This is a genomic window from Lacticaseibacillus parahuelsenbergensis, from assembly GCF_030770265.1.
Lineage (GTDB): Bacteria > Bacillota > Bacilli > Lactobacillales > Lactobacillaceae > Lacticaseibacillus > Lacticaseibacillus casei.
Genome location: NZ_CP132482.1, coordinates 2,034,970 through 2,048,181 on the forward strand (window position 1 = coordinate 2,034,970; position 13,212 = coordinate 2,048,181).

At 48.0% G+C, this 13,212-nt stretch carries 10 protein-coding genes; 2 read left to right on the plus strand and 8 right to left on the minus strand.

Annotated elements, in window-relative coordinates; translation table 11 throughout:
- Positions 1 to 213: 213 nt before the first annotated feature.
- The 5 genes from LACPH_RS09540 to LACPH_RS09560 form a co-directional block, all read right to left on the minus strand.
- Positions 214 to 1,770, minus strand: coding sequence for a hydantoinase/oxoprolinase N-terminal domain-containing protein (locus LACPH_RS09540; protein ID WP_274784971.1), 1,557 nt, complete (start codon positions 1,768 to 1,770; stop codon positions 214 to 216).
- A gap of 1 nt (position 1,771) precedes the next feature.
- Positions 1,772 to 2,857, minus strand: a complete 1,086-nt coding sequence (locus tag LACPH_RS09545) for an S-methyl thiohydantoin desulfurase family protein (protein WP_274784972.1) — start codon at positions 2,855 to 2,857, stop codon at positions 1,772 to 1,774.
- Between the two features lie 32 nt (positions 2,858 to 2,889).
- Positions 2,890 to 4,140: a cytosine permease gene (locus LACPH_RS09550; protein WP_306386770.1), complete on the minus strand. Its 1,251-nt coding sequence runs from the start codon at positions 4,138 to 4,140 to the stop codon at positions 2,890 to 2,892.
- A gap of 447 nt (positions 4,141 to 4,587) precedes the next feature.
- Positions 4,588 to 6,135, minus strand: a complete 1,548-nt coding sequence (locus LACPH_RS09555) for a PTS transporter subunit EIIC (protein ID WP_306386771.1) — start codon at positions 6,133 to 6,135, stop codon at positions 4,588 to 4,590.
- Between the two features lie 18 nt (positions 6,136 to 6,153).
- On the minus strand, positions 6,154 to 6,858 hold the full coding sequence (locus LACPH_RS09560; protein ID WP_306386772.1) for an N-acetylmannosamine-6-phosphate 2-epimerase: 705 nt from the start codon (positions 6,856 to 6,858) through the stop codon (positions 6,154 to 6,156).
- 147 nt (positions 6,859 to 7,005) lie between these two features.
- Here LACPH_RS09560 and LACPH_RS09565 point away from each other — a divergent pair, with 147 nt between their 5' ends.
- On the plus strand, positions 7,006 to 7,821 hold the full coding sequence (locus LACPH_RS09565; protein ID WP_274784973.1) for a MurR/RpiR family transcriptional regulator: 816 nt from the start codon (positions 7,006 to 7,008) through the stop codon (positions 7,819 to 7,821).
- 110 nt (positions 7,822 to 7,931) lie between these two features.
- Here LACPH_RS09565 and LACPH_RS09570 read toward each other — a convergent pair whose 3' ends face one another.
- A complete protein-coding gene (locus LACPH_RS09570; protein WP_274784974.1) occupies positions 7,932 to 8,687 on the minus strand; it encodes a hypothetical protein in 756 nt (251 codons plus the stop codon).
- Between the two features lie 128 nt (positions 8,688 to 8,815).
- Positions 8,816 to 10,900: a DUF262 domain-containing protein gene (locus tag LACPH_RS09575; protein ID WP_274784975.1), complete on the minus strand. Its 2,085-nt coding sequence runs from the start codon at positions 10,898 to 10,900 to the stop codon at positions 8,816 to 8,818.
- A gap of 135 nt (positions 10,901 to 11,035) precedes the next feature.
- On the opposite strand from LACPH_RS09575, the gene LACPH_RS09580 reads away from it, so the two are divergent.
- Complete coding sequence (locus LACPH_RS09580) at positions 11,036 to 12,166, plus strand: restriction endonuclease subunit S (RefSeq protein WP_306386773.1); 1,131 nt, start codon at positions 11,036 to 11,038, stop codon at positions 12,164 to 12,166.
- 47 nt (positions 12,167 to 12,213) lie between these two features.
- On the opposite strand, the gene LACPH_RS09585 is transcribed toward LACPH_RS09580, so the two are convergent.
- On the minus strand, positions 12,214 to 13,140 hold the full coding sequence (locus LACPH_RS09585) for a site-specific integrase (RefSeq protein ID WP_075760762.1): 927 nt from the start codon (positions 13,138 to 13,140) through the stop codon (positions 12,214 to 12,216).
- Positions 13,141 to 13,212: the final 72 nt, after the last annotated feature.

A 13,212-nucleotide genomic window follows, 5' to 3' on the forward strand; every position in this document is an offset into this window, starting at 1 on the left:
TACGCGCGGCTTGTAAAGGAACTGTGGTGGTTTTGCAAAAATTGAATATCGATTGTGTAAATGAACCGCTTATTTTCTTGCCAGTATTATTAGTGCCTTCATAAAGGCTAATGTCTTAAAAACCCAATCATTGATCAATTGCAAATCAATTAATGACAAGGCTTATTAAGTCTCTAATACGAATTTTTGGCGCTACCTTCGCAATAGCCTTTTTTACCGCGCCAAATTCCCCACCACTTTAATCTTCACCCGATTTGCATTCTCCGGATGGTAGGCCAGCGGCACCTCATCGACTTCGACCACTTCAATCGTGGCTTCATCTGCACCTGATTCAATGGCCGCGGCAATCGCCTTTTTCTTAGCGTCGGCCATGGCTTGATCGCGCGGAATCTGGTTGTATGGATAAATGCGGCCGTATTCGCCGGAGACCTGACTGATCGAAGCGCCGATCGCGTTGGCCACGCCGCCGAGCGGATCGCGCACCAGCTTGCCGACGCCGTCCAGATGCCGCGGCGCAATGATCGCACCGCCGCCAACCAAAATGACAGTGGCCGGCTCGGCGCTGGTTTTCATTTTATCAATCGCCACCGCAATCATCTCGCCGATGGTCTTTAACGCAGCTTGGGCAAACTTAAGCGGAATTTGCTTCACCAGCTCGGGATCGCCAACCTCTGACAAACCGAGGCGCACAGCAATGTCGGTCGCCGTGATAATATTGCCGCCAAACGTCAACGCCTTGTCAGTAATTTGGTAGCCGACCGAATCCGGCCCGACCGTGACACTACCATCGCGCTGCTGGCGGACGATCGAACCACCGCCTAAGCCGATTGACATAATATCCGGCATCCGGAAGTTGGTTGCCACGCCGCCAACGGTCACCGCAATCGACGACTCGCGCGGGAACCCGGCTTGCAGCACGCCTAAGTCAGTCGTCGTCCCGCCAATGTCGACCACAATCGCATTTTTCAGGTGCGACAGATACGCCGCGCCGCGAATACTGTTCGTCGGCCCGGAGCCAATCGTCAGAATCGGAAAATGCCGAGCATACGCCGCCGTCATCAAGGTGCCGTCATTTTGGGTCAGATATAACGAAGCATGCTTAATGCCCGATGCCGCCAGCGCCTGCTCGAAGCCGTCCACGGTATTTTCGATGACGCGGAAAAGGCCGGCGTTCAGGATCGCGGCATTTTCGCGTTCGATTAAACCAAGTGACCCGACCTCATGCGACATCGTGACCGGAAAATCGGTGCCATAAGCTGCGTGCACGAGATCGGCGGCTTGCTGCTCCTGATCAACCCGTAAAGCAGCAAACACCCCGATGATGGCAATCGAGTCGACTTCCCCGCGCCACTGCTCCAACACCGCGTTGATTTCAGCAGGATCGAGTTCGTTCAGAATCTGTCCGTCATACTCGTAACCACCTTTGACGATTGCGTACTCACCTGACAATTTGTTCACCAAATCCTCCGGCCAGGCCGTGTACGGCGGAATCGCCTCGGTCGCTGGATACGCCAGGCGCAACACACCGACGCGGGCAATATGCTTGCGTTCCACAATCGCATTGGTAATTTGGGTCGTTCCAAGCATGGCCTTGCTGATTTGATCGCGGTCAAGCGGCTGATTGGCCAGCACCGCTTGAATGGCGTTGCTAATACCGGTTTGAATGTCCTTGGTCGTGTGGCGCTTAACCGAATTAATCACGTGATGCTGGTCGTCCAAAAGAATCGCATCCGTATTCGTGCCGCCAACGTCAATGCCTAATCGATACATGCTACCCCTCCTTCACTAATTCTTCAACCGGTCGATAATCATAATCGAAGCCAAAATAACGTGGCCCGGCCGTTTTAATGCCTGCTTCCGTCCGCCAGCGCGCATCTGCCGGGGTGGCCAACACTTTCACGCGCTTACCGTATTTAATGACCTCGGTCGTGACCGGCAATAACGTATCCGCATCGACAATTTCTATCAGGTCAGGCGTCATCACCAGCGGCTTCCCGTTGCGTAATGCCAAAAGATTCTCGTTTTGAATCAAGACACTGAGATGCTGATCCTGAAAATCGTTAAAGCCATCAATTTTAATATCGCCAACGTTAAAACCGCGTTCAGTGCGCCGCTCAACATCGATGACTTTTCCTTCAAAAATTAAATGTCCATTCGTGACTTCAAGAATTTCCGCCAGCGCCTTGGCCGGATTCAGATGGGCATCACGAATCCGCAAACCAACCTGTTCGCACAGTGTCACAATGCCGCGAATCCCGTTTTGCTTAATCTGCGCGCCACTTGACGGATACAAGGCCACCGTCGCACTGCCGCCCATCTCCACGGTTTGGACCCGGGCCAAGCGTTCCGCCCACTTCGCGTCAATCGTTTTGATCACGCCGGCGTTCCCTTTTTCATCCGTGATCACCATGGGCGTGGCTGCCACGCCGCCTAGGTAGAACGTCACCATCTGCAACTCGGGAAACGCCCGCCCCATACCGTCGCAGTCCACCAAGGGGATGCCCAGCGACGCCGCCAGTGCAATCGGCACCATCGAGTTCACCCCGCCTGCCTCCATGGGAAACGTGCCGACGAACCGGTGCCCGGTATACTGACTCAGCATGGTGAAAACCCGCTCAAACTCGTCACCCTTGGGAATCTTCTCCATCATCACAGCCGGCGCCCCCATAATCGCCGCGGGACAAAAATAATCATCATCGCTGATTTCGGACACGTCCAGCAGCTTCACGGGACCATTTTTCTTAATAGCTTCCAGCGCCATCAACTTGCCTAGAAAGGGATTGCCACCACCGCCTGCGCCAAAAAAGGCCGCGCCAGTCGCGATGTTTTCAATTGATTCTTCGTCTAATAACCGCATAATTGCCTCCTAAACATTCACCAGTACACGTTTTAGTCCAATTCAGAAGCTTTATCCCACTCCGGATGCAACTTCGCGCCGGCGTAATAAAGCACAAACGCGAGGATGATGCCCAACACCGGAATATTCGGGATCGCCGGCCACACAACCGGCAAAACGCCAACAACCGCACCTAATGCCCACGCGGCCAAGCCAAGCCAGTTCACGCCAGGCACCGGCTGCCAGCTGTGCAAGTCACCATGATGAATCACCCAATAAGACGCCGCCATCGCACCAGCCACCGGCGGAATCATGGCAGAAAAGATGTTCATCACTGGCTCGAAATAATTCAAAATGCCGATGATCGACAAAATCGTACCGCCTACACCGACCAGAAACAGGGTCAACTTGCGATACTTTTCTGGGATGTTGAAAATATTCGCCACGGCAATTCCGCCAGAATACGCATTCACCACGTTAACTTTCCACGTGCCTAAAATCAGCGCCAAGCCACCGATGACCGGCGAGCCGATTTTCATGAAAAGGCTGCTAATGTCATTCGACTTAAACGCAATCGTCAACACCGCGCCAACCGCAATCATCAAAACGCCCGCGGGAATGACGCCGAAAATCGCCGCCTTCACCACATCGCTACGCTTTTTGGAAAACTGCGCGTAATCCCCGACAATGACGCCAGCCATCGCAAACGAGCCAACCGTCGACGAGAAGCCATTGACAAACGACACCGTGCCGCTCGGATGATACGCCGCAATCGTCGCCGCAGCGTCCTGCTTAGCAAACGCGAACCACAAGCCATACAGAATGACGATCACCAAATACGGAACGGCGACGTAGGCAAGCAGCCGAATCAGCTTCACGCCATACATCGCGGTCACCACCATCAACAACCCTGTCAGCAGCGAAGCGAGCCAAGCGGGAATCGGCAAACCCAGATACTTCAGCAAGTTCGCCACCGCCAAACCGCCAACATTCGCCTGAATGCCAAACCACCCCAAAGCCGCAATCGCAATGATAATCGAAATCACTTTCGACGACCCAACTTTTCCAAACACCTGTTGGGCCACCACGACCGCCGGCTTACCTTGATCAACACTCTGCATCCCCTGCGACACCATCATCAAAACGATGAACCCATAGCCGGCCAACCCGGTTAAAATCGCGGCCGGAAGCGACATCCCGGAAACCAGGCTGCCACCCAGAATCAGGCTGGGAATCGAGACCAACGCCCCACAAAGAATCATGGCTAAACCGAACCAAGTTTGATCACGTTTGTTTTCTTCCATACTCGGCACCTCACATATTTTTCTAATAATTGCGGATTTTTCAGCTGGATTCTCGGGTAGATTCGGAAGTCCGGCTGAAATGTAATGGTTTGATTATAAAATCATGAGATTCGTTGTCAATGGGTTCATTGGATTTTTAGGTTAAAACTTGGGTGAGGTTTTGGCTGATGTGCGTGTGTTTAAGGGTGTTCTGGTGGTGATTGGGATCGCCGAGAGATCTTGTGTGCGCCAAGGTTCTGTGTCGGAAAGATTCTGCATAAATTAAAAAAGCCCGAATTTGCATATGAATTTTGCAAATTCAGACAGTTAAATTTTAATTTTGGTATGAGGATAACTGGAGTGACAGAATGTTAACTCATTCGCCACTGCAATGTTCAGAGTGAAAGTGCGTTTTTCGGATGGCAAATTAAAGGCAGGGCTACAGTTTAACAACTCACGGCCTTACCATTAACCATCAATCCCCAAAATCATATTAATCTCCTGACTATATAAATCCGACTTACCGCCAAAGACCGCCTGGACACCGCCGCTGACTTCCAACACTGCAATCGCGCCAAGTTGTTTCATTTTCGCCTTATCGACTTTCGCACTGTCAGCAACCGCCACGCGCAATCGGGTCGCGCAAGCTTCAACGGACTCGATGTTCTGATGGCCGCCGAGCGCGTGAATGATCTGCATTGACTGCGCCGCCAGTCCCTGATCGGTCGATGTTGTTTTTGGCGAATCCACCGTACTGCTGGTTGGTGAAGGCACTGATTCGTCGTCCAAAGCCACTTCCGCATCGTCGCCCATACCCGGGATCATCACCCGAAAATGCGTGATGCAGAACCGGAAGACTGCGTAGTAAATCACTGCCCAAGCGAGGCCGAATGGAATAATCAACATCCAGTGAGTTTTGTCTTGCCCTTGCAATACGCCAAACAACAGATAATCGATCAGCCCGCCGGAGAATGAATTGCCGATCCGGATGTTCATAATATCGGCAAAGTAGAAGGACAGCCCATCGAGAAAAGCATGAATCACATAAAGCCACGGTGCGACAAACAGGAACGCATACTCAAGTGGTTCCGTAATCCCCGTTAAAAATGACGTCAAGGCACCGGAAAAATACAAACCGCCATTTTTCTTACGCCGCGTCTTTGGCAATGACCGATACATCGCGTAAGCAGCCGCCGGAAGCCCAAACATCATGGTCGCAAACCGGCCGGCAAAGAACCGCGTTCCATAAGTAAACAATCCGGTATGATTAGGATCCGCCAATTGCGCGAAAAAGATATTCTGAGCGCCGTTAACCGCATGCCCCGCGACCACCTCCGAGCCACCCAAAGAAGTGTACCAAAACATCGGATAGATGGTGTGATGCAACCCCACCGCACCGGTCAACCGCAGCAGAAAGCCGTAAAAGAACGTCCCAATGCTCCCCATGGTGGCAATGCCTTTTCCCGCCGATGTCAAAACGCCTTGAATTGGCGGCCAGATCAGATAAAAAGTCACACCCAGCAAAATCGCCGCAATCGACGAAATAATCGGAATAAACCGCGAACCACCAAAGAACCCCAAAAACTGCGGCAATTCGATTTTCCGAAAATGATTGTGCAGATAAGCGACCACACCGCCGACCACGATCGATCCCAAGACGCCAGTGTCAATCGTGGCATCTTTGGCCGAAAACATTTGCAGTAAGCCGCTAATTGTGGCGGTATAAACCAGAAATGCCACCGCGCCAGACAGGCCTGCTGTTCCGCGATCACCTTTCGCAAGACCAACCGCCACACCGATAGTAAAAATCAACGCAATGTTGGCAAAGACAGCATTCCCGGCGAGATTCATGACTTTTAAAATTGTCTGCAACCACGCCTGATCCAGAAACGGATAAGCGGCCAACGCGCCTTTATTGGTTAATGCCCCACCCAACCCAAGCAGCAAACCTGCTGCTGGCAGAATCGCAATTGGCAGCATAAACGCTCTGCCGAGTTTCGAAAACTGCTTAAACATTTTACGTCCTCCGTTTGTTTAATTTTTAGTAGTTGCGTCCAGTGCCGCAACAAATCGCCGGGCTATTACCAGCGGACGGGTAATCGCACTCCCAACCACGATGCTCGTCACGCCCATCTGCTGAATCTGCTGCGCTTCCTCCGGCGTATTGATATGTCCCTCCGCAATCACATCAATGCCTGCGTCAACCAACTTTTGAATGAGTTCAAAATCCGGTCCATCGTGCTTGCCACTTTCCGGCGTATAGCCGCTCAACGTTGTCCCTACAAAATCAATACCCGCATTCCAAGCGTTCACCCCTTCTTCAAACGTTGAAACATCAGCCATAAACAACTGCTGCGGATATTTTTCTTTAATCTGCCGAATGAATTCGTTAATCGTCAGGCGGTCATGCCGCGGCCGCAGCGTGGCATCTAACGCAATCACGGCCACACCCGTTGCGACCAGCTGATCCACTTCTGTCATTGTGGCCGTAATAAACGGCTGTTCCGGCAAGTAATCCTTTTTGATAATGCCAATAATCGGCAAATCAACCGCCGCCTGAATCTCTTTGATATCGCGGACCGAATTTGCCCTGATCCCAACCGCTCCCGCCTGTGCAGCAGCTTTGGCAAAAAGCGGCATCACCCCACCGTTCGGACGATACATCGGCTCATCAGGCAACGCCTGGCAAGAAACGATCAGTCCATGATGCACTTTTTGAATGAACGCTGTCTTTTCCATTCTCCATTCTCCTCCATTTATTATATTTTTGGATTTTAATTCCAAAAGAATCGTAGCATCTCCGACAACCAATGTAAACGGTTAATTGGACATTTTCTCCAAAAAGTGCCAAAATTTGAAAAGAAAATGGAGGAGGCTTCCATACCTATGGCATACGCAGACATCATGCACAAGCATTACAACGAGCTCACCAAATCGGAGAAAAAAGTGGCCGATTATGTCCTTTCGGTTGGGCAAAAAGTCATCTACGCCACGATGACAGACATAAAAAAAGCCACCCATGTAGGTGACGCGACCATTGTCAGATTCTGTCAAAAACTCGGCTATTCCGGCTTCACCGACTTCAAAATCGAAATCGCCAAAGAAGACTTCCCTAAAACCAAACCGACGCCATCCGACCACTACTACGACCACATCGCCCAGCATTTAAGCGACGCCATCAAGGCAACCGCCGCCCTCATCAAACCGGAAACCCTCCAAACAGCCATTCAAATGATGACCAACGCCACCCGCATCTGGATCTTCGGCGTCGGCGGCAGCGGCGAAATCGCCCACTCGCTATCCTCGATCCTCCTCCGCTCTGGACTAAAATGCACGCCAGAAGCCGATCCCCACTTCCAAGCCCAAATCGCCTCGCTCCTCAGCCCCACCGATCTAGTCATCGGCATCTCCCTATCCGGCAAAACCAAAGACACCTACGATTCACTAAAAATCGCCCACGACAACGGCGCCAAAGTCATCGCCATCACCAACGCCACCGTCTCCCCAATTGCACAGTTAGCGGACGTAACACTACAAACCGCCATTGAAGAGTTCCTCAATGGCGGTTCGGTGGCTGGGCGCGTGTCCCAGTTGTATATTTGTAATGTTTTGGCGGAGGGATATGAGCAGGTGAATCATGTTGATGCGTTGGCGTTGAAGGAGAAGGTGCTTAGGGCGATTATTGATAAGAGTATTGGTTAAAGCTCAAAGACGGAACAAAGTATATTCCACACTTTTTAACAAAAAGAGACAATCAAGATTCCTTTCATAGGTGAAGGCAACCAAAATGAATACCCTTAAACGTACTAACTTTAAACTCCCAGTACGTTCGTGCTTATTTCTTCCAAAACTTCCGGATCTACTTCATCGACATTTAATGAATATGACGTATTCAGTCTCGGATTAAAAATCCCCAAACTGTCAATTTCTTTGAACCTCTCCTGGCCAGATCGTTTGGCAAGCAAATAATACAGTATAAGCTGCAAAGTATGCTCCTTCTTTGGCGATTTAACTGAGACCTTCATATCCCAAATCGTATTCTTGGTTAAATAATCTGCATCTGCATTAGTAACAACATTTGTATATCCACCCTCAAAAGTGAACTCTGTGGCTATAACAGGCCCAACACTTTCGAAAAAAGTAAGCGATCTTTCGACCATAATCTTGACATTTTTTAAAGTCAATTCGTCAATTGAGCGTTCTGCCAATGCAAATTGAGGGGTTAAGCCAATTCGATAAGAAGCATCAAATACGAGAATTATTCTTGCAGCCGCTTTGATTGAGACGTCATCCAGCCCCTTAATCAAGTTTAGCTGCTGCATCACAACGTTTTCCTTTCCAAAAATTCTTGCACCGCGAATTGGAATGTCAAAAGCGCCCAATGCATCATGAGTAAGCATAAAACGTGTCATATAATCAACTACAAGACCCATGGTAGTTGCCGCAAGACTTTCCTTATCGCTTAATGAGCGACCATCATCGTACTCTTTGGCCTGCATAACTTTTGGATTGATATAGCCACCCCTTGGCTGTTTAATCTGTTTAATACGTTGCGTGACTGTTGCCAATTTTCATAACCTCCCCCAAGATCGATTGCACTTCCTCTTTTAAAAAGTTTAACAAAAAGTCTACTTTTCATGTTGTACGATACACTGTTCTTGATTGTTCGGCCACTAAACTATTTTGAACAATGCTTTCAATCTTGATTAACTGTCCGAATCTTGACATTAATATCCGCCAACTCAAACCCGTTCCCAGCCAAAATCCGCTTAATATGCTGCACCCGACTCCATGCGCTATCCCCGCCTGCATAGACAGCTACATCTGCGGTACCCAATTGCCGATACTTCTGATCAGACTCAACCTCATTAACATGTTTCACGAGGCTGTCATCACTATTTGCCAAAGCAAAGAAGTTCGACGGATCAGCATCCCATAACAAATCAATTAACTGATTATAAAGATCAGTCCAACTCTTTACCGGAACCACTTGATAATCGCCAAAACTAAATGCCACTGGTTTTGTCCCTGTTGGATTGGCTTCAAAAATAGCATCAAGAGTATCCCACGTGCTGGGATCATCGCTGCTTACTGGAATTTGAACGTCAGGCCTTGGCCAAGCCTTCAATGCACGAGCAAACAGATCAGCCTGCCGTTTTTGTAGTGTTTTTTCATCCCAACGATCAAAGTGTGCCAGCCATTGATTCAGCTTAATGCCTGATTTGCGATAACCATCAGCCATATCCCGCTTGTCGACAAAAGTTCGGTTGCTCATCTGTCCATTAAAACCAGTTAGTGTGAGATTAGCCAACCGATTCAACCAAACAGTATGCATTAGACGCCAATCAGACCCTAATGCATGATGCCAACTAGTATTCAGAACTCTTGGCATAATATGCTCAATCGAATAATCACCATTTGCGGCGGCATCAAACAAGTCTTGCGGTTCCCCATCAACATTGTTCAGTTCGTCCAAAATAAACCAAAGCGAAGCCGAATTCATGTGATAATAATCTTTCTCGTTCAAAGCCTCTTGCAACGCTTCATCAGTCGGGAAACGTTTATTTGCCTTAACCCCTTGTGTTAGCACAACCTTTAATGCGTCCACATAAGATATTTTTGACTTTTCAATTGCATGCTCAACCTGGCGATTCAGTGATGCAAAAAGCAAGTTTAAGCCAGTTGTTGGGACACCAATAAAAAGTCTCCGCGCCATATAAGCAAGCAATACCTTTAAGATCTCAACAACCTGATCGTTGTCCAATGCGCCATCACGCTCTTTAGCAAAAACTTGCAATAGGTACGGTGTCAAAATGTCAGTTTTCAAATGTCCAAGCCGGATCAATAAGGATTTAATCCGTGAGTCAGTGATAGACATTACCTCTGGCGCCGTAATCTTAGCAAAAAGCTGAGCAGCAGCATATTCTTGCTTCAACTGTTCGATTCGATTAAATCCCTTGGCAAGACCAACATACCGACGATAATCGGTGTAAATCTCGTTTTCCTTTACAGGCTTGGAATTGCGAGCCAATGAAGTCAAATAATGGCGGTAAAACTTCGATAGCCCATCGCTACCCACCAAGCGTTCATTTTGTTGCCAAATATGAAAGGCAGTAGCTTGCTTGTCGCCTTTCAAGCCCATTAATAGGAAATTCCGAATCTTGTCTGATTCTGTCAGATTCATACCAGTCGAATTTAAGCTTTCAAAAATCAGCTGGGCATCATCATCTTGATCAACGACAATGTCCATCACCTGAAGCCGGCGTTCAAGTAAATCCAACCACTCGTGCGCGCTCAACCTGTCTTGGCTTAATTCATTCCAAAAGAACGCATATGTGGTCTTAAAAATTGTATCCTCAGCTGCCATCCCGTTCATCAAGACATCGACGTACTGCGCTTCATCACCAGGAACCGGATGCAATCGATTTTTAGCAACCGAATCGCGATCGTACTTGTTAATTAGGAACTCTTCATTGATCCGCTCATAATCTGGATCATCCTTCCCAAGAAAATCACGAATAGCAATTAAAAACAGTGATATTGTTGTTAATCGCTGTTGTCCATCAATGACAGCGACTGTACTAATGCCGCTTGTAGCATCAAGAATAAGACTCCCCAGAAAATAACGCTGTTGATTATTTTCGTATGCCGCCTTCAAATCGCTAATCAATCGCTCAAGTTGCTCTCGCCGCCAACTATACCGCCGTTGATAAACTGGAATGTTAATTGTCTTGTTGTTAGCAATCGTCTCACTGACGATTAAATCTGCATTGCCCTTCATGAATGTCACCCCAAGATTTGTTTGTATTTGTTCCGTCTATGTACGATTTGAATACCAAGAACAATCATACCAGAAAAGCTGTTGTCTGGCTGATCGCTACTTTGGGACCTGTGGATAACTTTCTGGTTAGATACAATGAACGCTTGGGAAAAGCGTAAGTTGGGGGATCTTTCAACTATTCGGCGCGGAGCGAGTCCGAGACCGATTAGTAGCCCCAAATGGTTCAGCGGCACTTCTTCCGTCGGTTGGCTAAGGATTTCAGATGTTACTGAGCAAAATGGAAGAGTTTATTCTGTAGCCCAGCATCTATCTGAAAAGGGTCAAAAAAAGACATTAGTGCTGACAAAAAGACATTTAATCCTAAGTATTGCTGCCACTGTTGGAAAGCCGGTGCAGAACTATACTGCACTCGGTATTCACGACGGATTCATTGTATTTATGAATCCAAAATTCGATCTTGATTTTATGTTTTATTTTTTAGAGAAATATCAGCCTCAATGGATGCGATTTGGGCAGCCTGGATCACAAGTAAATCTTAATTCAGAATTAGTGAGAAATCTGGAAATTAGACTCCCGAGAAGAGATGAGCAAGAACAGGTTTCAAAGATTCTTCTCAAGCTAGACAACCTTATCGCTGCAACTCAAGGTAAACTTGATCAACTTCAAATGGTCAAAAAGGCTCTATTACAGCATCTTTTTGACCAGTCAATGCGGTTTAAAGGGTACTCTGACCCGTGGGAAAAGCGTAAGTTTAAAGATATCGTCACTCGGGTTAATCAAATGTCAAATGATTCAAAATTACCAAGTGTTGAATTTGAAGATATCGTTTCCGGACAAGGACGTTTAAGAAAAAGTGCGCATCTAAAATTTAATACCAAAAAAGGAATATCTTTCCAACCCCGAGATGTTCTTTTTGGGAAGTTACGACCGTATTTACATAATTGGCTATTTCCAAATTTCCACGGCAGGGCTGTTGGCGACTTTTGGGTACTGAGAGCCAATTCAAATGTTTTCCCCGGTTATCTATTTCAGCTTGTTCAAGCCCCTCGATTTCAAAGTATTGCTAATATTTCGTCTGGGACTAAGATGCCAAGATCAGATTGGAAAACAGTTGCAGAGTCACATTTTTTACTACCTGATGTTTCTGAGCAGAAAAGAATATGGCAGCTTTTCAAAGTCTTAGATGACCTTATCGCTGCAACTCAATCCAAACTTTCTAGCCTCGAATCATTAAAAAAAGCCCTGTTACAAGGACTTTTCATTTGAACGGGATCGTCTAACGCGGTAAACATGCGTGAAGCGATCCTTTTATGTCACATCAATGAGGTGAGGTAGCGCATAATCTTATCGTTGTCTTGGTTTTCTAATTCTTGGATGATATGGAGGTAGGTCTTCTGGGTCGTGCTCATATTGGCGTGACCGAGGCGTCTTGCCACCGAACCAACCGAAACACCTGCGTATAGAAGCAGAGACGCGTGCGTGTGGCGAAGGCCATGAATGCTGATGACGGGGATGCTTGCGCGCTTGCATTTGCGCTCTAGGATGTCATTAGCGGTTTCGTTGTACACGCGTTGTCCAGCAGCAACGAAGATTGGTTGATCTTGAGGCAGATGCTTGATCAAGGTAGCAAACTGCATCGCAACTTGCCAGTCAAGTGGCACCTTACGAACAGAGGCGGTGTTCTTGGTTTCGGCAAAGCTGCCTGTAGCACTCTTATAATCCCAAGTTTTGTTGATGGTTAAGGTCAACTTAGCCATGTCAAAGTCTGCCGGTGTTACTCCAAGCGCTTCGCCAAACCGCAAGCCGGTTTTTGCAATCAACAGGAGGAAGTAGTCCCACCCTAAACCGCCATCCAGATCAAGCAGCGCCAATAGCTTCGTGAGTTCATGCTGGTTCAAAAATTTGACCTTATGCATGCGGGAAACGGTGCCTTTGATCACGACTTTGCGCGTTGGATCCTGTTCAAGTAACCCTTCATCAAGCGCGTCAAGAATGGCTGCTTTCAAGTGATGATGAAAGTCCAATGTCGTCTGCTTTTCATGATTAGCGGCGAACTCGTTGATTAACTCTTGATAGGTTCGTCGCTTCAGCTCGTCCATGTGCAAGTCCGGTGCAAGTGTCACTAGATGCTTGTGCGACATCTGATACTTCTGGTAAGTAACAGGCCGAACTGCGCCTTCCTTGTATAGCTCGATCCATTGCTTGAAATACATGTGGAACTTCTGCGTGCGTTGTTTCATTCCGCACCTCCTGGATTTAGTCACCCTGTTGGGCAATTAAATCTTTATCATACGGATTAGGAAAAGTCAGCT